Origin of the sequence: Nocardiopsis sp. CNS-639 (genome assembly GCF_000381685.1) — a bacterium.
Taxonomy (GTDB): Bacteria; Actinomycetota; Actinomycetes; order Streptosporangiales; family Streptosporangiaceae; genus Nocardiopsis; species Nocardiopsis dassonvillei.
This window is the reverse complement of record NZ_KB906858.1, coordinates 162190-183982: the sequence shown is the minus strand read 5'-3', so window position 1 is coordinate 183982 and position 21793 is coordinate 162190. Positions and strand designations below refer to the sequence as shown.

18 protein-coding genes are annotated in these 21793 nt (G+C 73.0%); 6 read left to right on the top strand and 12 right to left on the bottom strand.

The window, feature by feature from the left end; all coding sequences use genetic code 11:
• Positions 1–18: 18 nt before the first annotated feature.
• Both G011_RS0110115 and G011_RS0110110 read right to left on the bottom strand, forming a co-directional pair.
• Positions 19–678, bottom strand: coding sequence for a response regulator transcription factor (locus tag G011_RS0110115; protein WP_019608362.1), 660 nt, complete (start codon positions 676–678; stop codon positions 19–21).
• A complete protein-coding gene (locus tag G011_RS0110110; RefSeq protein ID WP_026338191.1) occupies positions 653–1939 on the bottom strand; it encodes a histidine kinase in 1287 nt (428 codons plus the stop codon). Before G011_RS0110110 ends, G011_RS0110115 begins: the two co-directional genes overlap by 26 nt.
• 334 nt (positions 1940–2273) lie before the next feature.
• On the opposite strand from G011_RS0110110, the gene G011_RS0110105 reads away from it, so the two are divergent.
• Positions 2274–3041, top strand: a complete 768-nt coding sequence (locus G011_RS0110105) for an ABC transporter ATP-binding protein (RefSeq protein WP_019608360.1) — start codon at positions 2274–2276, stop codon at positions 3039–3041.
• A 5-nt stretch (positions 3042–3046) separates the two neighbouring features.
• Positions 3047–5839, top strand: a complete 2793-nt coding sequence (locus G011_RS0110100; RefSeq protein ID WP_019608359.1) for an ABC transporter permease — start codon at positions 3047–3049, stop codon at positions 5837–5839.
• Between the two features lie 226 nt (positions 5840–6065).
• On the opposite strand, the gene G011_RS0110095 is transcribed toward G011_RS0110100, so the two are convergent.
• From G011_RS0110095 to G011_RS0110080, 4 genes are all read right to left on the bottom strand, one after another.
• Positions 6066–6497 carry a hypothetical protein gene (locus G011_RS0110095; RefSeq protein ID WP_019608358.1) on the bottom strand — a complete coding sequence of 144 codons (432 nt, stop codon included), beginning with the start codon at positions 6495–6497 and terminating at the stop codon, positions 6066–6068.
• A gap of 131 nt (positions 6498–6628) precedes the next feature.
• A complete protein-coding gene (locus G011_RS0110090; RefSeq protein ID WP_019608357.1) occupies positions 6629–7447 on the bottom strand; it encodes a polyprenol monophosphomannose synthase in 819 nt (272 codons plus the stop codon).
• A gap of 131 nt (positions 7448–7578) precedes the next feature.
• Positions 7579–8385 carry a DeoR/GlpR family DNA-binding transcription regulator gene (locus G011_RS0110085; RefSeq protein WP_019608356.1) on the bottom strand — a complete coding sequence of 269 codons (807 nt, stop codon included), beginning with the start codon at positions 8383–8385 and terminating at the stop codon, positions 7579–7581.
• Positions 8386–8437: 52 nt separating this feature from the next.
• Positions 8438–8665, bottom strand: coding sequence for a hypothetical protein (locus G011_RS0110080; protein WP_019608355.1), 228 nt, complete (start codon positions 8663–8665; stop codon positions 8438–8440).
• A gap of 94 nt (positions 8666–8759) precedes the next feature.
• Here G011_RS0110080 and G011_RS0110075 point away from each other — a divergent pair, with 94 nt between their 5' ends.
• Positions 8760–9584: a 4'-phosphopantetheinyl transferase superfamily protein gene (locus G011_RS0110075; RefSeq protein WP_019608354.1), complete on the top strand. Its 825-nt coding sequence runs from the start codon at positions 8760–8762 to the stop codon at positions 9582–9584.
• A 187-nt stretch (positions 9585–9771) separates the two neighbouring features.
• Here G011_RS0110075 and G011_RS0110070 read toward each other — a convergent pair whose 3' ends face one another.
• On the bottom strand, positions 9772–10929 hold the full coding sequence (locus tag G011_RS0110070) for an acyl-CoA dehydrogenase family protein (RefSeq protein WP_019608353.1): 1158 nt from the start codon (positions 10927–10929) through the stop codon (positions 9772–9774).
• A gap of 220 nt (positions 10930–11149) precedes the next feature.
• On the opposite strand from G011_RS0110070, the gene G011_RS0110065 reads away from it, so the two are divergent.
• Both G011_RS0110065 and G011_RS0110060 read left to right on the top strand, forming a co-directional pair.
• Positions 11150–12142, top strand: a complete 993-nt coding sequence (locus G011_RS0110065; RefSeq protein WP_019608352.1) for a LysR family transcriptional regulator — start codon at positions 11150–11152, stop codon at positions 12140–12142.
• A gap of 213 nt (positions 12143–12355) precedes the next feature.
• Positions 12356–13666 (top strand): ABC transporter substrate-binding protein, encoded by a 1311-nt coding sequence (locus tag G011_RS0110060; RefSeq protein ID WP_019608351.1) that lies wholly within the window; start codon positions 12356–12358, stop codon positions 13664–13666.
• A 222-nt stretch (positions 13667–13888) separates the two neighbouring features.
• Here G011_RS0110060 and G011_RS0110055 read toward each other — a convergent pair whose 3' ends face one another.
• The 5 genes from G011_RS0110055 to G011_RS0110035 all read right to left on the bottom strand — a co-directional run bounded on the left by G011_RS0110055 (position 13889) and on the right by G011_RS0110035 (position 20200).
• Entirely contained in the window at positions 13889–14545 is a 657-nt protein-coding gene (locus tag G011_RS0110055) for a TVP38/TMEM64 family protein (protein ID WP_019608350.1), read from the bottom strand.
• Between the two features lie 198 nt (positions 14546–14743).
• Positions 14744–16195: a cell wall metabolism sensor histidine kinase WalK gene (locus G011_RS0110050; RefSeq protein WP_036552468.1), complete on the bottom strand. Its 1452-nt coding sequence runs from the start codon at positions 16193–16195 to the stop codon at positions 14744–14746.
• A 78-nt stretch (positions 16196–16273) separates the two neighbouring features.
• Positions 16274–17047, bottom strand: coding sequence for a TIGR03943 family putative permease subunit (locus G011_RS0110045; protein ID WP_019608348.1), 774 nt, complete (start codon positions 17045–17047; stop codon positions 16274–16276).
• Positions 17044–18150, bottom strand: coding sequence for a permease (locus G011_RS0110040; RefSeq protein ID WP_019608347.1), 1107 nt, complete (start codon positions 18148–18150; stop codon positions 17044–17046). Before G011_RS0110040 ends, G011_RS0110045 begins: the two co-directional genes overlap by 4 nt.
• A 418-nt stretch (positions 18151–18568) precedes the next feature.
• On the bottom strand, positions 18569–20200 hold the full coding sequence (locus G011_RS0110035) for a sodium:alanine symporter family protein (protein ID WP_019608346.1): 1632 nt from the start codon (positions 20198–20200) through the stop codon (positions 18569–18571).
• A 192-nt stretch (positions 20201–20392) separates the two neighbouring features.
• On the opposite strand from G011_RS0110035, the gene G011_RS0110030 reads away from it, so the two are divergent.
• On the top strand, positions 20393–21706 hold the full coding sequence (locus G011_RS0110030) for an MFS transporter (protein ID WP_026338190.1): 1314 nt from the start codon (positions 20393–20395) through the stop codon (positions 21704–21706).
• Positions 21707–21793 lie beyond the last annotated feature (87 nt).

Below are 21793 nucleotides of genomic sequence, written 5' to 3'. Positions count from 1 at the left end.
GGACTCGGTCCGGGCCCCTCAGGCCCAGCCCGCGTCGTGGGCCAGGATGGCGGCCTGCACCCGGTTGGACATGCCCAGCTTGGCCAGGATTCGGCTGACGTGGGCCTTGACCGTGGCCTCGCGCATGCCCAGGTCGCGGCCCGCCTCGGCGTTGGACCGGCCCCTGGCCACCGCGAGGAGCACAGACCGCTCGCGCTCGCTGAGCACCGACAGGCGGCGCACGGCCTCGGCACGGCCCGCCGCGGAGTCGGCGGGGGCGGGCGCGGCGAAGCGTTCGAGCATGCGCTTGGTGACGCTGGGCGCGAGCATCGCGTTGCCCTCGTGGACGGTGCGCACCGCGCCGATGAGGTCGCGGGGCGGGGTGTCCTTGAGCAGGAAGCCCACCGCACCGGCCCGCAGGGCGCTGTGCACGTACTCGTCCAGGTCGAAGGTGGTCAGCAGGACCACGCGGGGCGGCCGGGGCAGGGCGGTCAGGCGGGCGGCGGCGGTGATCCCGTCGGTGCCCGGCATGCGGATGTCGAGCAGCACCACGTCGGGGGCGAGTTCCTCGGCCAGGCGCACGGCCTCGGCGCCGTCGCCGCCCTCGCCCACCACCTCGATGTCGGGAGCGGAGTCCAGGATCATCCGCAGGCCGGACCTGACCAGGAGTTCGTCATCGACCAGGAGCGTGCGGATCACCTTCGGAAACCTCTTCCTCCGTACCGGATGGATCGTCGGTTCGCACGATAGCGCGCAGACGCCACCCGCCGTCGGGGCACGCCCCCGCGCTGAGGCTTCCGCCGGAGAGCACGACGCGCTCGTGCAGCCCGGTCAGGCCGAAACCGCTGCGGGGCATGGGCGAGGCCGGGCCCCGCGCGGGCGCGTTGGCCACCTCCACCTCCAGCTGGCGGTCGGCGTAGTGCAGGCGCAGGGTGACGGCGGCGCCGGGCGCGTGCTTGGCGGCGTTGGTCAGCCCCTCCTGGACGATCCGGTAGGCGGTGCGCTGGACGCCGGTCGGCAGCGGGCGGACCCGGCCGCTCTCCTCGCGGTCGATCGGCATCCCGGCGGCGCGCCACTCCCCCACCAGGCGGTCCAGGTCGGACAGGACCGGTTGGGGGGCGGTGGGCGCGGCGTCGGTGTCGTCGCGCAGCACCCCGAGGATGCCGCGCAGTTCGGTGAGGGCCTCGCGGCCGGTGGTGCGGATGAGCCCGGCCGCCTCGACGGTGCGCGGGTCCTCGGCGGAGACCTCCAGCCCGCCCGCGTGCAGCACCATGAGGCTGACCCGGTGGGCGACCACGTCGTGCATCTCCCGGGCGATGCGGGTGCGCTCGGCGGTGATGGCCTGCTCGGCCATCATGTGCTGTTCGCGTTCGAGGCGTTCGGCGCGCTCGTGGAGGCGGTCGATGAGCTGGCGGCGGGTGCCCACCCACAGGCCGAAGGTCATCGGCACGACCAGCAACATGCCGATGAGGAAGACCTGCCCGAGGGGGTTGGCCTCGTAGGCGACGACCATGGCCAGGCTGTACAGGGCGAACCAGCCCACCAGCAGACGCCGGTTGGCCTGGTACACCGAGTACGAGTACAGGGCGATCACGGCCGGGACGAAGTTGGCGAAGCACAGCAGCAGCACGAGCGCGGTGACGAGCATCCACTGCGGGAAGCTCCGCCGCAGCAGGACCGTGGCACCGGCGAACACGACCGGGATCACGTAGAGGACCACCCCGGCGGCCATGGCGAACGCGATGTTCACGTTGGACAGGACCGCCAGGAGCGCGGGGACCAGACCGCCGAACAGGCCCAACTGCATGCTGCCCACCAGTTGCAGGAACCCGCTGAACGGCAGCGGCAGCACGGCGTAGAGCCAGTCGGCGATGGTCAGGCGGCGGGCCCACCACCACTCCCGGTTCTTGTTCCACAGGGCGCCGGCGTCCCTGCTCCGATCGCTCACCCAGCTCCTCATGCTGGGGAGTCTACGGCGGCGCCCCAGGTCGGCCCCTGCGCGCGCCGCGCCCGCTCCTGCCCGGTCCGATCGTCGGTCCGCCCGCGAAAGCCCAGGCGGGCGGGGGCGCGTGGCGGACCCGTGACGGAGGGTGTTCCGGCGACCCCCGACGAAAGTCGGTGCGCCGGCCAGACGAAGGAGTCGCGAACCCGTCCGTCACCGTTCCTTTGGCCGAGTCGCGAATCGGCCCAGCGGGGGACGCCCGGGCCGGTCGCGCGGACCTAGCGTTGTGGACAGCCGCGACGGAGAGCCCGTCCGGCCCGCACACCATCCCCGATTCCTGGAGCTGTCTGCCGTGACCGAGTTCACCGTGAAGCCCGACCCGACGGTCACCTCACCGCCGGTGGTGGTCGCCCGGGGCCTCACCAAGACCTACGACACCGGCGACAGCCAGGTCCACGCCCTGGCCGGGGTGGACGTGGAGTTCCACCGGGGCGCGTTCACCGCGATCATGGGCCCCTCGGGGTCGGGCAAGTCCACCCTCATGCACTGCCTGGCCGGGCTGGACGTGCCCACCTCGGGCACCGTGCACCTGGGCCGCACCCAGATCACCGGCCTGCGCGACGCCGAGCTGACCCTGCTGCGCCGCGACCGGATCGGGTTCATCTTCCAGTCCTTCAACCTGCTGCCGATGCTGACCGCCGAGCAGAACATCCTGCTGCCGTCGCAGATCGCCAAGCGCGGGGTCGACAAGCAGCGCTTCGACCACATCATCGACGTGGTGGGCCTGCGCGACCGGCTCAGCCACCTGCCCGCCAAGCTCTCCGGCGGCCAGCAGCAGCGCGTGGCCGTGGCCCGCGCCCTGCTCAACGCGCCCGAGGTCGTCTACGCCGACGAGCCCACCGGCAACCTGGACTCGCGCTCGGGCACCGAGGTGCTGGAGTTCCTGCGCGACTCGGCCCGCGACCTGAACCAGACCATCGTCATGGTCACCCACGACCCCGTGGCCGCCTCCTACGCCGACCGCGTGGTCTTCCTGCGCGACGGCCGCCTGGTGGACGAGGTCGTCGAACCCACCGCCGAGCTGGTCTCCGCGCGGCTGCTGAAGCTGGAAGAGGCCTGAGGGACATGCTGCGCACCACACTCGCCGGGCTGCGGCTGCACAAGTCCCGGTACGTCACCACCGTGCTGGCGATCCTGCTGGGGGTCATGTTCGTGTCGGGGACCATGGTCTTCGCCGACACCCTCAACGCCAGCTACGAGAAGTCCGTCATGGGCTCGGCCACCAGCGTGGACGCCATCGCCGTCCCGACCGAGCCCGAGTTCGACCCCGAGAGCACGGAACCGCCCGAGGAGCCGGTCCCGTTCACCGACGAGCAGCTGGACGCGGTCCGGGCGCTGCCCGAGGTCGCCGAGGCGGGCGGGCTCCTGAAGGGCGAGGCCGTGCTCCTGGACGCCGACGGCCGCGCGGTCGGCTTCGTGCCTCCCGCCGCGGTCGGGCTGGGCGAGGTCAGCCGCTTCTCCGCCGACGAGGGCTCGCTGCCCGCGAGCGGGGACGAGATCGCCCTGGCCACCTCCACCGCCGAGCAGACCGGCTTCGCGGTCGGCGACACGGTGACCGTGCTCGACGCCGAGGGGGACAAGCGCGACTTCACCCTCACCGGGCTGGTCGAGTTCGGCGTGGACCCGGCCTACAGCATGGGGGGCGCCGTCGTCTTCGACCCGGACACCACCCGGGAGATGGCCGGCGTGAGTGACTACGCCGAGATCGACGTGCTCGCCGCCGAGGGCCACACCCCGCAGGAGGCGGCCGACGCCGTCGCCGCGGAACTGGGGGGCGCGGCCGAGGTGAGCACCGGTGAGCAGTTCGGTCTGGACATGGCCGAGAGCGTGGGCGGCCAGGCGGAGATGCTGCGCGTCGCGCTGCTGCTGTTCGCCTTCATCGCGATGTTCGTCGCCGGGATCGTCATCTACAACACCTTCGCCATCCTCATCGCCCAGCGCCAGCGCGAGCTGGCCCTGCTGCGGTGCGTGGGCGCCAAGCGCGGCCAGGTCTTCCGGTCGGTGCTGACCGAGTCGGTGGTCGTGGGCCTGGTCTCCTCCGCCCTGGGCGTGCTGGCCGGTGTGGGCGTCGGCATGGCCGGTGCGACCTACGGCGGCCCGCTGCTGGGCTCCGGGGAGGCGGTACCGGTGGTGGTCACGCCGACGGCGGTCCTGGTCGGACTGGCCGTGGGAACCGTGGTGACCGTGTTCTCCGCGATGGTCCCGGCCACGCGCGCCACCCGGGTGGCGCCGTTGGCGGCCCTGCGCACCAGCGCCACCGCCGCCGGACTGGAGAAGGGCACCGGCTGGGTCCGCGTCGTCTTCGGCCTGGTGACCTTCGCGGTCGCGGCCGCCCTGGTGGGCCTGACCCAGATGACGGGACCGGGCACGATGGGCCCGGTCATCGTCACCGCCGCCGCCCTCATCGCTTTCGTGGGCGTGGTCGTACTGGGCCCGCTGCTGGTGCGCGGCATCGTGCGCGTGGTCGGCGTGCCCCTGCGGAAGGTGGGCGTGCCGAGCATGCTGGCGGTGGACAACTCCACCCGCAGCCCGCGCCGCGCGGCCACCGCGATGATCGCCCTGACCGTGGGCGCGACCCTCATCACCGGGTACTCGGTGGTCAGCGCCTCCGTCGAGACGACCATGACCCGGATGCTGGAGGAGCAGTTCCCGGTGGACTACCAGGTCTCCCCGCAGTTCTCCATGGAGGGGACCGGGACCGCCGCCGAGACGGCCGAGGACTCCGAGGGAGCCGAGGACCCGGAGGGGAGCGAGGGTTCCGGGCAGCCCGCAGGCGCCGAGCAGGCTCCCGCCGGTGACGAGGAGACCGCGGCCGGAGAGGCTCCCGCCGACGGCGCCGAGGGCCCCGCCGAACCCGCGGAGCCGACCGGGGGCGCGTCCGCCGGTGAGGACTCCGGCGCGCAGGCCACCACCGGGGCCGGGGCGGCCCAGGAGCCGCGCTTCCCCACCATCCCGAACGAGGTCCGGGTGGCGCTGGAGGGCCAGTCCGCCCTGGGCAAGGTCATCGGCCAGCGCAGCGTCTACGTCGACACGGACGGCGGCCAGTCGGTCCCCGTCTACACCTACCCGGGCGCCGAGGTCGGCGTCGACCTCACCAGCGACACCGTCGAGGGCGACGTGACCGACATCGGTCCGGGCCGGGCCACGGTGACGGAGGGCTACGCCGAGGGCGCCGGGGTGGGCGACACCCTCACCCTCCCGGCCGAGGACGGCCGGGACCTGTCCGTGGAGATCGTCGCGGTCGTGGAGGACATGCAGTCCCTGACGGGCGTGACCCTGCACCCGGAGGACTTCGCCGCGGCCTTCCCGTCGGTGGACGAGGACGAGATGCTGCTCATCCGCGCCGCCGAGGGAGCCGACGCCGCCGAGGTGCGCGACGCGGTCTACACCGCGGTCGAGGACCACCCGACCATGCAGGTCGCGTCGGCCGCCGAGATGAAGAACCAGTTCTCCGAGGTTCTGGACATCGCCTTCTACACCATCGCGGCGATGCTGGGCCTGGCGATCATCATCGCGGTGTTCGGCATCTCCAACACCATGGCGCTGTCGGTGCTGGAGCGCACCCGCGAGTCCGCGCTGCTGCGGGCGCTGGGGTTGGCCCGGGGCCAGCTGCGCCGGATGCTGAGCGTGGAGGCCGTGCTGCTGTGCCTGATCGGCGCCGGTATCGGCATCGTGCTGGGCGTGGTGTTCGGTTGGGCGGCCGGGGCCTCGGTCATGCCGGACATGGTCTTCGCCGTGCCCTTCGGCCAGATCGGGGTGTTCATCGCGGTCGCCGTCCTGGCGGGACTGCTGGCCTCGGTGCTGCCCGCCCGCCGGGCGGCGGCCACCTCGATCACGGGGGCGCTGGCCAGCGAGTAGGCGGTCACGCCTTCCGCGGGCGCACGCGTCGCCGCGACGGGAAACGCGAGGGCCCCCTTCCGCCTCCGGGCGGAAGGGGGCCCTCGCTCTCGGCGTTCTCCCCCGCCGAACAGGGGTCGCTCCGCCGGAGGCCGTATCCCGCGCAACGGCCGTGGACGCCGTGCCCCGGGCGGTACGCCCCACACGGTGTGCCCCCGGGCGGCCCAGTCCTCTGAGGGCGCGGTCCTCAGGTGTCCGGTGCGCCGGTGTCCCTGGGGTCCTCGGCGTCCGGAACGTAGCCCGCCGTGTCGGTGGTCCGGTCGCGCTCGTCGTCCCGGTCGCCGTGGGGAGTGTCCGCCGGATGCTCGTAGGGCCTGTCGGGGTGCTCGCTCCGCACGGCCGCGCCCTCGTCGACGTCGGGTGTGACGTCGTCGCTCTCCTCGTGCATGGCCTCCTGCTCGGCGCTGCGGGTCTCCCCTCCCCAGCTCTCGCGCGGGTAGAGGTCGCTGCGCTCGGAGCGCACCGCCTCGTCGATCCCCCGCGGCTCGGACGAGCTGTCGGTCCCCGGCATGTCGGGGTCCTCGAAGTCGTACTCCTGGATGTCGTAGTCGGCCTCGATCCGCCGCTCCCGGGCGACGGCCTTGCTCAGCTCGGGGTCGTCCCCCATGTCGGTGTCCACGTCATAGGGCTCTTCAGTCATGTCCGCCCCCCTTCCCTCGTTAGTCCCGTGCCCCAAACCGGCACACCTATGTCACCGGCGGGCACACGGGACGTCGGGGCGGGCCGGGGGCGGCCCAGCCGAACGCCCCGCTACCGGCGGCGGGCGCGCTCGGCGCGGCGCAGCAGCAGCGGGCGCAGGGCGGCCTCCAGCGCGACGGAACCGTCGAGCTTGCTCTGGCCCACGACGCGATCCTCGAAGTGGATGGGGATCTCCACCATCTTCTGCCCGCGCCGGTAGGCCCGGTAGTGCATCTCCACCTGGAAGGCGTAGCCGGTGCTCTCGATGCCGGGCAGGTCCAGGACGCGCAGCGCCGAGGCCCGCCAGATCTTGAAGCCCGCGGTGACGTCGCGGATGGGGATGGACAGCACGGTCTTGACGTAGGCGTTGGCCCAGCCGCTCAGCAGGCGGCGGCTGAGGTTCCACCGCTCGGACAGGCTGCCGCCGGGGACGTAGCGGCTGCCGATCACCACGCCCGCGTTGGTGGCGTGCAGGGCGCCGAGCAGCTGGGGAACGTAGCCCACGGGGTGGCTGAGGTCGGCGTCCATCTGCACCACGTGGTCGGCGCCCTCCTCCAGGGCGCGGGTCATGCCCGCGACGTAGGCGCGCCCCAGGCCGTCCTTGATGGTGCGGTGGACGACGCCGACGCGTCCGGCGAACTCGACCGCGAGCTTGTCGGCGATCTCGCCGGTGCCGTCGGGGGAGCCGTCGTCCACGACCACCACCCGCAGCCGCGGCAGGTCCAGGGCCATGAGCTGGCCCACCAGCACGGGGAGGTTGTCCGCCTCGTTGTAGGTGGGCACGACCACCGTCACCCGGGAGTCGGCCCACGGCGCGGGGAGCGCCACGGGTTCGGGGGTGACGCGCACGGGCGGGGAGGGCGGCTGCTGGGGAGACGGCTGGGAGGACATGCGCGGCGGCTCCTGCGGATCGGACGGGCGGTGCGGGACGGGCGGAGCGTACGCGGGATACGCGTGTGAACGGTAGGGTACGCGGTCCTTTCCTCCGTTCGCAGAGGAGAAGTCCGCTTTTCCCTCCCCCCTCACTGCCCCCGCTCTTGGGCGACCACCGCGACGTGGACGAGGGCGCCCGTCTCCTCCAGGGTCATCAGCACCTCGGGGTCGGCGCTGCTGTCGGTGACCAGGTGGGCGATCTCCTCGGGGGCGACGGTGGGCACCATGGTGTCGGCGCCGATCTTGGTGTGGTCGGCCAGGACGATGGTCTCCTCGGCGCAGGCGGCCAGGGCGCGGTCCACGCTGGCCACGGCCGGGTTGGGGGTACTCAGGCCGCGGTCGGCGCTGACCCCGTTGCCGGAGAGGAAGGCCCGGTTGACGCGCAGCCCGGCCAGGCTCTCCTCCGCCGCCGCCCCGACCAGGGCCCGGATGGGGCCGTGCAGGGTGCCGCCGGTCACGACCACCTCGACGCCGGCGGCCCCGGCCAGGACGTCGGCGACGCGCAGGGAGTTGGTGACCACGGTCAGGTCGGTGCGGGTCAGGAGCGCGCGGGCGAAGGCCTCGGCGGTGCTGCCGGGGCCGATGGTGACGGCGTCGCCGGGGCGCACGAGTCGGGCCGCGGCGGTGGCGATGGCGGCCTTCTCGGCGGCGCACTGGCCGCTCTTGCCGGAGTAGCTCTGCTCGTGGCCGATCCTGCCGGGCAGGGCGACCCCGCCCCGGCGGCGGTCCACCAACCCCTCGGTCTCCAGGGCGCGCACGTCGCGGCGGATGGTGACCTCCGAGGCGCGGACCCTGACGGCGATGTCGCGCAGGGACATGGTGCCGTTGGCGCGCACGAGTTCGAGAATGCGCTCCCGGCGCTCGGCAGCGAACGCCGGACGGTTCTCCTCGGCCATGGACCCACTTCCGTGCTCTGCTCGGGCACGGGCCACGGTCCCGCGCGACTCCCTAGACTACGGACCCGTCGGCGGTGGTGATCCGTCCGGGCCGGACGGCGTCCTCGGGCGCCGACTGCTCCGGAACCCTCCCGGAGGCGGTCTCGGGCTCCCCGGCCTCCGCGGCGGCCTCCTCCTCGGTGGTCTGACCCCCCTCTCTCAGGAGGGTGACCACGACGATCGCCGTGAGCGCCACCAGACCGACGAGCGCTCCCGCGCCGAGCAGTACCACGACAGACATCTGGGCCTCCCAGGGGACGGGCTGACCTGCCAATAACCGAATTCCCGGTTTGGGTTGACCTCACACCACCGAACGCGGGGGAGATCGGGACACAATGGGGGGCATGAAGCTCGATCCGGCACCCCTGTCCATCGAGGTGTGGTGGGTACGCACCTCAGCCGCCGACGACCGCCTGCTGCGCCTGTTGGACGAGGAGGAACGGTCGCGCAACGCCCGCTTCCGGCTCCAGGCCGACCGCGACCGGCACCTGCTGGGCCGGGCGGTGTCCCGGCTGCTGCTGGCCGAGCGGGCCGACTGCCCGCCCGAGAAGGTGACCTTCGCTTTGCGCTGCCGTTCCTGTGAGGAGAAGGAACGGGCGGGCGCCAGCCGGGGCGAGGACTCCGCGCAGGGCCCGCACGGCAAGCCCCACCCCTCCGGCCCCGCCGAGGGGTGGGAGCTCTCCGTCAGCCACTCGGGTGAGTGGGTGGTGCTGGCCCTGGCCCGCGAGGTGCCCGTGGGCGTGGACGTGGAACGCGTGTCCCCGGCCCGCGACCTTGAAGGCCTGGCGGGCTACACGCTGGGCGAACCCGAGCAGCGGGCCTGGGAGCGCCTCTCCCCCGCCGACCGGGTCGGCGCCTTCTTCCGTTACTGGGCCCGCAAGGAGGCGCTGCTGAAGGCGACCGGCCTGGGCCTGTCCGGCGGGATGCGGCGGGTGCTGGTGAGCCCGGCGGACGCCGCCCCCGCCCTGCTGTCCTGGGAGGGCGGCGGGGCGCCGGGGGCGGTGGCGCTGGCGGACCTGGACGTCGGGGCGGTCCCGGACCGGGGCGGGGAGGAGTACCGCTCCGCGCTGGCGGTGCTGACCGACCGGCCGCTGGAGCTGGAGCCGCGCACCCACGAGGAGACCGTCCGGCTGCTGCGCTCCCGGCCGGGCGGAGGCTGAGCCCCCGAGGGACGGCAGGGCCCCTCGGGGAGGACCGCGTTCCTCGGGGAGAGCGGACCCTTTCGGGGCGGACCGCCCTCCGGCCCCGCGTTCTCGCGGGCCGGGCGGCGGCGTCCTCCGCGCAGGGGGACGACGCGGGCCTCCTCGCGGGCCGGGCGGCGGCGCGGGTCCTCCCCGGGGGAGGTGGTCAGGCTCCCTCCCTGGCCAGGTGGCGGCTGATGACCATGCGCTGCACCTGGTTGGTGCCCTCCACGATCTGGAGCACCTTGGCCTCGCGCATGTAGCGCTCGACGGGGAAGTCGCGGGTGTAGCCGTAGCCGCCGAAGACCTGCACGGCGTCGGTGGTGACCCTCATGGCGGTGTCGGTGGCCAGGAGCTTGGCCATCGCGGCCTGCTTGCCGAAGGGGAGCCCGGCGTCGCGCAGGCGTGCGGCCGACAGGTAGAGCTCGCGGGAGGCCGCGACCTGGGTGGCCATGTCGGCGAGCATGAAACCCACGCCCTGGAAGTCGCCGATGGCGGTGCCGAACTGGTGGCGTTCGCGGGAGTACTCCACGGCGGCGTCGAGGGCGGCCTGGGCGAGGCCGACCGCGCAGGCGGCGATGCCCAGGCGTCCGGAGTCCAGGGCGGACAGGGCGATGCCGAAGCCCCTGTCCCGCTCGCCCACCAGGGCGTCGGCGCCGAGGCGGACGTCGTCGAGGAGGACTCCGGCGGTGGTCGAGGAGTTCATGCCCATCTTGCGCTCGGGGGCCGCCGATCCCAGGCCGGGGGTACCCGCGGGGACGTGGAAGCAGCTGATGCCGCGGGCGCCGGAGTCGGGGGCGCCGGTGCGGGCGAAGAGCGTGTAGTAGTCGGCCTGGCCGCCGTGGGTGATCCAGGCCTTGGCGCCGTTGACGCGGTAGCCGTCCCCGTCGTCCTCGGCCCGGGTGGTCAGGGCGGAGGCGTCCGAGCCCGAGGCGGCCTCGGACAGGCAGTAGGCGCCCAGGAGGTCGCCGCCGAGCATGCCGGGCAGGTGGGCGTCCCTCTGCGCGTCGGAGCCGAAGGTGGCGAGGGGGTAGCAGGACAGGGTGTGGACGCTCACGCCCAGGCCGACCGCGAGCCAGCCCCGGGCCAGCTCCTCCACCACCTGGAGGTAGACCTCGTAGGGCTGGTCCCCGCCGCCGTACCGGCCGGGGTAGGGAAGGCCGAGCAGTCCGGCACCGCCGAGCACGCGGAAGACCTCGCGCGGGAACAGGCCGCCCTCCTCGTCCCCGGCGGCCCGCGGGGTCAGCTCCTTGTCCACGATCTCCCGGGTCAGTTCCAGGAGTTGCTCCGCCTCGGGGGTGTGCAGAGTACGTGCGACCGTCATGAACCTCTCCCGCGCCTGTCCGACATGTGGACACCTAGTAGGACGTCCAACTATATGGTGACGTACGGCACCCCCGCTCCACAAGCCGACGGGGCCGGGCGCTCCGGTCCCTTGGACGGCGCACCGCTCCGGCGGCCGTCGCGTTAGACGGGGCGGCCCGCCGCGCCCGCGACGACAGCGCGTCTGTACACGAGCCCCCTCCTCGTCCTAGATTCCACGCATGGACCTCGAACTCCGCCACCTGCGCACCATCTGCCTCCTGGCCGACACCGGCAGTGTGACCAAGGCGGCCGCCGCGCTCTCCACCTCCCAGCCCGCGCTGACCACCCAACTCCAGCGGATCGAGCGCGAGGTCGGCGGACCGCTGTTCCACCGCGGGCGTTCGGGGGTCCGCCCCACCGAGCTGGGCGAGTTCGTGCTGGTGCGCGCACGCTCGGTCCTGCTGTCCATGGACGACCTGCTGCACGACATCACCGCGCGCGGGGCCTCCCCCACCACCCTGCGCGTGGGCGGGGTCGGGCCGCTGACGCTGGAGCTGTCGGCCCGCATACCCGAGGTCTTCCCGAACGTGCCGGTCCACGTGCGCACGGAGTACTCCCCCAAGCTGGTCACCGACCTGGTGCGCGCGGGCCGCCTGGACCTGGGGACCACGATCGACTACGTGGACCGCGACCTGTCCACCGACGGCCCCCTGTCCTGGGCGATGCTCTCGGTGGAACCGCTGCACGTGGCGCTGTGGGCCGACCACCCCCAGGCGAAGCGGCCGCTGGTCAGGCTGGGCGACCTCGCGGGGACGCCGTGGGCGCTGACCCCGCCGGACGGCACCGGCTGGCCCGAGTGCTTCTACCTGGCCTGCCAGCGGGCCGGGTTCACCCCCGAGGTGCCCTACCGGCTCTACGACCGCTCCGAGATCCGCGACCTCATCGCCGACCGCCGGGCGGTCGCGCCGTGCCAGCCGGACTTCGACACCGGCCCGGACGTGGTGGTACGCCCCCTGGAGGGTGAGCCCATACAGCTGCGCCACCTGTTGGTCTGGCGGCGCGACAGTCCGATCCAGCAGGCCTCCGACACGATCGCGCGGCTGGCCCGCGAGATCCTGGGCGGCCCGTCCCGCACACCGGACCCCCCGGCCCCGGGCGACGCCGGGTCCACTCTCGGCCGGGCGCCGGGCGAGCGGCGCAACGGGCGCGCGCCGGGGACGCTCAACGGCTGAGCCGACCGCACTCCACCCCCTCCCACCTGGACACACGTCACATAGCGACCGGTCGGTTTGCGAGGTGGGGCGGCACGCGTAGAGTGTTTACTCGCAAGTAACGTACTCGTGAGTAGACATACCCCCGCCGTCCGCTCCACAGACACGTACCTCTCCCCCACGGGCCCCGCCCCGCCCGTTCCGCGAAGGCACGACCGAGTCCAGGACACCATCATGCGACCACTGAGCATCCTCTCCTCGACGCTGGCCGTCACGGTTCTCCTCACCTCCTGCTCCAGCGGCACGGACGGCTCCGACCGGGCCGTCACCCCCGGGGTGACGGACGACGCCGTCGTCATCGGCACGCACCAACCGCTCACCGGAGCGGCCTCCCCGGGTTTCCGCCACGTCTCCACCGGCGCCCGCGCCGTGTTCGACTACATCAACGACAACGGCGGCATCCACGGCCGCCGGATCGAGTACCAGGTCCAGGACGACGCGTTCGACCCCGCGCAGACCCAGGAGGCCGTCCGCAGCCTCATCGACGACCAGGAGATCTTCGCCATGCTCGGCGGCCTGGGCACCCCCACCCACGAGGCCGTGATCGAGGAGCTCAACGAGGCGGGCGTCCCCGACCTGTTCGTCTCCTCCGGCGCCCTGGCCTGGGACCAGCCCGAGGTCTACCCCCACAGCTACGGCTTCCAGGTCGACTACACCCGGGAGGCCAAGATCCAGGGCCAGTACATCGCCGAGAACTTCCCCGGCGACAGGGTCGGCCTGCTCTACCAGAACGACGACGTGGGCCCCTCCTCCCACGCGGGGATCGAGCAGTACCTCACCGAGGAGATCGTGGCCTGGGAGTCCTACGACCCCGGCGTTCCCGAGCTCGCCGGACAGGTCGAGGAGCTCAAGCGGTCGGGCGCCGAGGTCGCCGTCTGCCACTGCATCCCCGCCTTCCTGGCCCTGGCCGTCCTGGAGGCCACCGCGATCGGCTACACCCCTCAGTGGGTGGCGCCCAGCTTCGGCGGCGACGTGGCGGTGGCCACCGGGCTGATCGAGGAGTACGCACAGGGCACGGCGGCCGAGAACGTCCCGCCCGAGGCCTTCCTGGACGGTCTGATCATCACCGCGTTCCTGCCGATGGCCGCCCAGCGCGAGGACCCGTGGACCGAGTTCTTCCTGGAGATCCACGAGAGGTACAACGAGGGCACGCCCTTCACCGACACCACCGTCTACGGCATGGTGCAGGCGGTCCTGTTCGCCCAGGTGCTCATGGAGACCGGCCCCGACCTGACCCGGGAGAGCCTGCTCTCCACCCTCGACTCCCACGAGTGGACGGGGCCCGGCCTGGTGCCGTTCAACGCCACCGAGGACGACCACAGCGGCTACGCCGGGGTGATGGTGGTGCAGCACCACGCCGGTGAGGAGCCCGAGGTCCTCCAGGAGCCCATGGTCACCGACAGCGACGGCGGGGAGGTCCTGCCCTTCGAGCTGGACCGGCCCTCGCCCGACGAGGTGACCCTCTTCGGGGGGTCCGGCGGCTAGGTTCCGTTCTCTGGTTCGTGGTCCGGCCAGAGCGGGGCGCTGACCGGTACGGCCCCGGCCCGGGGAGGCGTGGCGAGCTTGTCCAGACGCGTAGCGACGCCCCGGTGGTGCTTGAGCGGGCCGATGCAGCGTTCGACCGGGTCGCGGCGCTTGTGGGCCTGCCGGTCGAAGGCGGGCGGGCGTGCGCGACCGCCGCGGGAACGCGCGGGTTCGGGACGGGCCTCAGGACCGCGTCCGCCCGCGGCGCGAGCGCGCCCACCAGACCGCGCCGATCACCACCGCGAGCACCGCCCCGCCCACGGCCACCGGCAGGCCCAGGTCCGTGCCGCCGACGCCGACCAGCACCAGCGCCGCCGTGCTGGGCACCCCGCCCAGGAGCGTGCCCAGCACGAAGGGCCACATCCGCATCCGGGTCAGCCCGAAGCCGTAGTTGACCACCTGGTAGGGGATGACCGGAACCAGGCGCAGCTGGAGCACCGCCAGGAGGGCGCGACCGCCCGCCAGGGTCTCCAACCGGGTGCGGGCCCCCTCGGGCAGCCGCCGGGCCACCGCGTCGCCCGCCACGTGGCGGGCGACCCAGAACTGGGCCAGGGCGGCGCACACCCCGCCCGCCACGGCCAGGACCAGGCCCAGGGACATTCCGAAGAGCAGCCCGGCGGCGGCGTTGAGGGCGGGCCTGGGCAGGAAGGCGAACACTCCCAGCAGGTACACGCTCAGGTAGGCCAGCGGAGCGGCCGCTCCGGCGTCCTCCACCCAGGCCTGGAGGGTCTCCAGGTCGGGGCCCCACAACAGCGCCGACACCAGCAGCGCCACCCAGAGCAGCAGCAGGGCGAGCCGCGACACGTCCGCGGCTCGCACGCCGCGCGTGTCCTCACCCATGGCCACAGCGTACGCCCGGCGCCGGACTCCCACGGAACCGGCATATCAGCGCCGTTCGGCACAGGCGGGGCGAACAGTGCGTTCAGTGTTGTCCGGGACGCCCCGAACACCCGTGCCGCCCGGAGCGGACGGTACGGTCCGCGCTGTCCGGAACAGCCGGGATGACCGCGGTGCCCAGGACGAACGGAACGGCCCGCGTTACTCGGGACGGTCGTGGTGCCCGTGGTGCCCGTGCTGTTCGGGGTCCTCGGAGGCCTCGGGGAGGCGCAGAACGAACGCGGCCCCGCCGAGCAGCTCGCTGTGGCCGGCCAGCAGACTGCCGCCGTGGGCCCGGGCGATCTCGCGGGAGATGGCCAACCCCAGGCCGCTGCCGCCGGGATCGCGCTCCCGCGACTCGCTCAACCGCGCGAAGCGCTCGAAGATCCGCTCCCGTTCCCCGGGCGGAATCCCCGACCCGTCGTCGTGCACCTCCACCACCGCGAAACCGTCCTCCCGCCCGACGATGACGTCGACGCGGGATACGGCGTGCCGGTCGGCGTTGGCGATCAGGTTCGTCAGGACCCGCACGAGGCGCAGGCGGTTGGCGACGACGTGGACCGGCCCGGAGGAGTGCAGCCGCAGTTCGGGAATACGGCGCTCGAACGGGAACTCCTCCGCGACCAGCGCGGACAGGTCCAGCCTTTCCTGAACAGGCGCGGTACCGGCGTCCAGACGGGCGAGTTCGAGCAGGTCGGCGACGATGTTCTCCAACCGCTCGGTGTCCGAGAGCAGACCGGTGAGCAGCCGTTCACGCGCGCGGGCGTCGGGATCGGGGTCGGAGAGCTCCACCTCCAGCTTGGTCCGCATCCCGGCGATGGGGTTGCGCAACTCGTGGGAGGCGTCCGAGACGAACCGCCGCTGCCGGGCCATCCCCTCCTCCATCCGTTCCAGGCTGTGGTTGGCGGTACGGGCCAGGTGGGCGATCTCGTCGTCGCTGTCGGGCACCGGGAGCCTGCGGTGCAGGTCACTGACGGAGAGGGTGTCGAGCTGGGCCCTGATCTCCTCCACTGGGCGCAGTGCCCGGCCGACCCCGTGCCAGATGACGAACCCGGTGGTGGCGAGCAGGACGCAGGACATCACCACCAGCGCGTCCTCCAGCACGTGGGTGGCCACGATCTGGGGCGTGCCCACGGCCGCCAGGACGACGACGTCGCCGTAGGCCGTGTCGTCGACGGCGTAACCCGACACCAGCAGGCAGGTCCGGGGGTCGACGCCCGCGACCGGCCCGCAGACCGTGGTGTCCACCCGCGGGTCGGAGGCGGTGGGGCGCTCGGCGGTCAGCTGCGGCTGGCCCTCCATGGCGTCGCTGGAGGCGAGCACCGCACCGGAGTCGCGCGCGACGACCTGGATCCGCAGGACGGACTCCCCGTCGGGGATCAGCTCCGGATAGCGCTGGACCGCGATGTGGTCCGCGACGTCGCGGGCCTCCTCCGCCGCCAGGTCGCGGACCTGCTCCACGATCGCCTCACGGACGAGGAAGATGGTCAGGGCCAGGCCCAGTCCGGTGACCACGGCCAGTGCCGCGACCGCGCCGAACGTGACCCGGGCCCGAATCGACCGGGGACGTATCCGCTCCCACACCCTCATGGGCCCGTCATCCCAACCTGGCATCGCCCCATTGTCACCCAGGGGACCGGACATCCGTCGAAGCGACGGCGGTGTGGCGGCGGTTGACGAACGGACCGGCGGTTACTGCTCGTAGGGGGAGGGCGGGTTGCTGACCTCCTCCATCTCCAGGACCTCGAACTCGTGCTGGCTGACGTCGGCGATGTCGCCCTCGGGCTCGACCCAGGTGCCGCGCACCGTCCACCAGCTGTCGGTCTCCGGCGAGGGCTCGTTGGAGATGTGCACCTTGTTGACGATGGCGTCGGCCGCGCAGCAGGACATCTGGAGGCGGGCCAGGAACCAGCCCTCCCCCTCGGGGTCGGGCACCGCGAAACCGGTCAGCTCGACCTCGCGCCCGGCCAGCTGGCGCTCCTCGTCCACCCAGGCGCGCATCACGAACTGGCGGATGTCCATCGCGACGACCTCGCCCGGTCCGGCCTCGGCCAGGCCGTCGTCGAAGCGGCCGGGGCGAGCCTGCTCGGGCGGCGGGGCGGAGGAGGAGGCGGTGGACTCCACGGTGTAGGCGCCCAGCGCGGGCGGGGCGACGACGAAGACCGCGACCACCGGCAGCAGGAGCAGCCAGGCCACTCTGGGCGCGCGGGAGTGGTCGTGCCCGTGGCCGTGGCCGTCGGCGGAGTGGTCGGAGTGCTCCTCGGGGGCGTTCGCGGCCGCCCTCTCACCGCGCAGCTCGGCCACGATGATGAGCACGCCGAGCACGGCCATGACCACGCCCGCGGCGATGAGGAAGGGGCCGAAGCCCGCCTTGACCCAGTTGAGGTAGAGGTCGGTGGCGACCGTGCTGGTCAGCGCGGCGGCGCCGAGCAGGACGAGGGTGAGCCCCTGGGCGATGCGGTTCACAGGAAGAGGCCTCCGATCAGGAAGGTGCTGAGCAGCCCGACCAGCAGGCACATCGGCGCGAAGCGCACCACGAAGCGCCAGCCGAACACACCCGCCTGCATCGCGATGAGCTTGAGGTCGACCATCGGGCCGATCACCATGAACGCGAGCTTGGCGGTGGGCGAGAACTCGGTGAGGCTGACCGCGACGAACGCGTCGGCCTCGGAGCAGATGGACAGCAGGATGGCGAGCAGGGCGAGCACGAGGACCGAGACGACCGGGAGTCCGGCCACCGTCACCAGCCACTCGCGCGGGACCAGGACGTTGAGGGAGGCCGCGGCCAGGCCGCCGACCACGAGGTAGCCGCCCGCGTGCATCATGTCGTGCAGCATGGACTCGCGGAAGACGGTCCACCGGGATTCGCCGGGGGCGTGCGTGCGCGCGGGCAGGCGCAGCCAGTCGGTGCGGCCGAAGCGCACCCAGATCCACCCGATGACCACGGCGGCCAGCAGCGAGGCGACGAACCGGGCGAGCACCATCTCGGGCTGCCCGGCGAAGGCCACCGCGGTGGCGATCATCACGATCGGGTTGATCGCGGGCGCGGCCAGCAGGAAGGTCAGCGCGGCGGCGGGCGCGACCCCGCCCTTGATCAGGCTTCCGGCGATGGGGACCGAGGCGCACTCGCACCCGGGCAGCAGGGCGCCGGAGGCCCCGGCCACCGGCACCGCCCGCGCGGGGCTGGAGGGGATGAGGCGCTGGTAGACCGAGGTCGGGACGAACGCGGTGAGCGCCGCCGACAGCGCGACGCCGAAGACCAGGAAGGGCAGCGCCTGGAAGCTGATCGCGGTGAAGATGGTGGCCCAGGCCAGGAAGGCGTCGCTGGTCAGCCGGTCGGTGACCCAGGCGTGCCCCATCGCCATGGCGGTGATGAACAGGGCGAACAGCCAGACCGTGCCGGTCCTGCGCTGACCGCCCCTGCGCCCCCAGTCCTCGGGGGGCAGTTCGTCGCCGCGGTCGCTCCACCCCCCGGCGAGGGTGTCGCCGAGCGAGGCGGAGGCGTTGGGCGGGGCGGAGCCGGGCGCGGCGGGGTCGGGTGCGGCGGCGGGCGTCGTCCGGTCGGACACGGTGGTACTCCGCGGTGGTCGGGTGGGAACTCCACGCATCGTACCGAAAATCGTTTTCGCCCGTCAGCGTCCCACTCCGGCCTGTGGACAACCGGGCCCCGGGTTCGACCGGGGCAGCCCACCCCGGCGGGGGAAACGGTCTTCCGCTCTCCTCCCACACCCACGTACCGCACCAGCCCCGCGGGCACCATCGCGGCGAGCGCCCGCGGCCGGTCCCCGGGCCTGCGGGCCGCCACCAGCACGAGCACGACGCCCACCGACACACAGACGCGGACCACAGGCCGCCGAACCCCGAGGCGGCAGGGCCGTCACGGGGAGGGAGAGCGCGCCCGGGGCGGGCCCGGCCACGGCGGCCGGGAGGAGCACCGGAGGAGGGAAGGGGAGCCGGTGGAGGGGGGGTGTTTACCGCACGCCCCGGTCATCGCTCGGTGTCGGAGCCCCGGTTCCCCTCCTCGGGGCCGTCGTCACCGTCGGAGCGGTCCGCGTCAGCGGCCTCGTCCACGGCCGTCGCGCCGTGCGACTCCGCCTCTTCCGGGTCGGACCGCTCGCCGTCCCGCCCCTGCTCCTCCGCGACGGCGCCCGGGTCCGGGGGCGCCTCGCCCTCGTCGCGGGGGACGTCCTCGGGCTGGGGCCCGGAGGCCGGGCCCCAGCACTCCACGTTGCGCAGGCCGGGCATCTTGGCGAGCGTGAACTGGGGGTCCAGGCCGTTGCGCAGCTGGCGGCTGTAGTCGGCCAGCAGCCGGAAGGCGATCCCCGACAGCGGTGCCAGGGCCAGCAGGTTCACGGTGGCCATCACGCCCATGGAGATGTCGGCCAGGCTCCACACCAGGGTCAGGGGCGCCACGGAGCCGAGGAAGACCGCCGCCAGGACCGCGTAGCGGAAGTAGGTCATGTGCTGGGGGCTGCTGTCCAGGAACTGGAGGTTGGTCTCCCCGTAGTAGTAGTTGCCCAGCACGGAGGTGAAGGCCAGCAGGAAGAGGATGACCGTGAGCGCGTGGACCGACCACCCGCCCAGGCTGTCCTCCAGCGCGCCCTGCGTGACCTGGATGCCCCGGTCGTCGCCGTACTCGGGGCCGCTGACCAGCACGATGAAGGCCGTCACCGAGCACACCAGCCAGGTGTCGAAGTACACGCCCAGCGTCTGCACGAGCCCCTGCTTGGCCGGGTGGGAGACCGAGGCGGTGGCCCCGGCGTTGGGGGCCGAGCCCAGACCCGCCTCGTTGGAGAACATGCCGCGCCGCATGCCCTGGACGATGGCCGTGCCCACTCCCCCGGCGACGAACTCGCGCGCGCCGAACGCCGACGCGAAGATGTCGCCGACGACCCGGGGCAGCTCCCCTATGTTGAGGGCGACCACCCACAGGCCGATGAGGATGTACAGGACGGCCATGAGCGGGACCAGCGCCTGGGCCGCGTGCGCGATGCGCCTGACCCCGCCGAAGATCACCAGCGCGGTCAGGCCCGCCAGCACCAGCCCGATCACGGCCGACAGCAGCAGGCCGGGCGTTCCGCCGAGGGCGCCCACGGAGGTGGACACGGCGGCGGCGATGCTGTTGGCCTGCACCGTGTTGAACACCAGGCTGAAGGTCACGGTGATGATCACCGCGAACAGCACGCCCATCCACCGCCTGCCCAGCCCCTTCTCCATGTAGTAGGCCGGACCGCCCCGGAAGCCGGTGTCGGTGCGCACCTTGTACAGCTGGGCGAGGGTGGACTCCACGAACGCCGCGGCGCCCAGCACCGCGGCCATCGTCCACATCCAGAACACCGCGCCCGGCCCGCCCAGGATGATCGCGGTGGAGACGCCGACGATGTTGCCCGTCCCCACCCGTGAGGCGGCCGAGATGGAGAAGGCCTGGAAGGAGGAGATCTCCCGCCGGCCGTCGGGCGCCACCCCCGGGGCGCTGCCAAGGACGCGGAACATCTCCGGCAGCAGACGCAGCTGCACGATCCCCGAGCGCACCGTGAAGTAGACGGCCAGGACGATCAGGAGCGGGATGAGGAAGTAGCTCCAGAAGAAGTCGTTGACGGCGACGACTGCGTTGTTCACGCGCTCCCCTTCAAGCGGTCCGGTCTCCGGCAAGTGTCCACGTCACCGGAGGTGGGAGCCCGTGCGGACACGCGAAGGGGCGGTAAAGGACCGTAACGGGTCAACAACCCGCCGCGGGCACATGATCGGGCCCCGGCCTGTGGTGGGGGCGCCCATGGTCAGCCGTGCCCGCGCTCCCTACGGTTGCCGGACATGAGACAGAAAGCCTCCTTCGGGCGGGTGGTCACCGCCAGCCTCATCGGCACGACGATCGAGTGGTACGACTTCTTCCTCTACGGGTCGGCCGCCGCGCTCGTGTTCAACCACGTCTTCTTCCCCGAGTCCGACCCGCTGGTGGGCACCATGCTGGCGTTCACCACCTACGCCGTGGGGTTCGTCGCGCGTCCGCTGGGCGGCCTGGTCTTCGGTCACTTCGGCGACCGGATCGGCCGCAAACAGCTGCTGGTCATCAGTCTGCTGCTGATGGGCGGATCGACGTTCGCGATCGGCCTGCTGCCGACCTACGCGGTGATCGGCGTGGCCGCTCCGCTGCTGCTGACGCTGCTGCGGGTGGTCCAGGGCTTCGCCCTGGGCGGCGAGTGGGGCGGCGCGGTGCTGCTCGTCGCCGAGCACGGCGAGCCGCGGCACCGGGGGTTCTGGGCGTCCTGGCCGCAGGCGGGCGCTCCGGGCGGCAACCTGCTGGCCACCGCCGTGCTGGCGGTGCTCGCCGTGGTGATGAGCGACGCGGCCTTCCTGTCCTGGGGCTGGCGCGTGCCGTTCCTGCTCTCGGGCGTGCTGGTGCTCATCGGCCTGTGGGTGCGCCTGGCGGTCAGCGAGTCGCAGGTCTTCCGCGACGCGCACGAGCGGGCGGCGGCCTCGGCCCGGCCCGAGCGCGCCCCGATCCTGGGCGTGCTGCGCGACCACTGGCGCGAGGCCCTGGTGGCCATGGGCGTGCGCATGGCCGAGAACGTGTCGTACTACGTCGTCACCGCGTTCATCCTGGTCTACGCGACGCAGGAGGCGGGGATGCCCAACGGCCAGGTGCTCAACGCGGTACTCGTCGCCTCGGCGGTGCACCTGGTGACCATCCCCGCGTGGGGAGCCCTCTCGGACCGGATCGGCCGCAGGCCGGTGACCGCGCTGGGGGCCGCGGGGGCGGGGCTGTGGGTGTTCGCCTTCTTCCCGCTCGTGGACGCGGGGACCTTCTGGTCGGTGACCCTGGCCGTGACGGTCGGCCTGGTCCTGCACGGGGCCATGTACGGCCCGCAGGCGGCCTTCTTCTCCGAGCTGTTCAGCACCCGCGTGCGCTACTCGGGAGCGTCGGTGGGCTACCAGCTGGCGTCGATCGTGGCGGGCGGACTGGCCCCGCTGGTCGCGACGGCCCTGCTGGCCTCGTTCGGCAGCAGCGTGCCGGTCTCGCTGTACGTGGCCGCCATGGCCGCGGTCACCCTGGTCGCCGTCGCGGCCGCCCGCGAGACCAGGGGCCGCGACCTGCGGGAGGTGGCAGTGTCCGAGAGAAGTGGGTGACCCCGGTAAAAGGGCCCGGGCCCGGCAGGTGCCACCTGCCGGGCCCGGGTCTGTCATCGCACCGGTACCGCTCCGAGCACGGGAGCG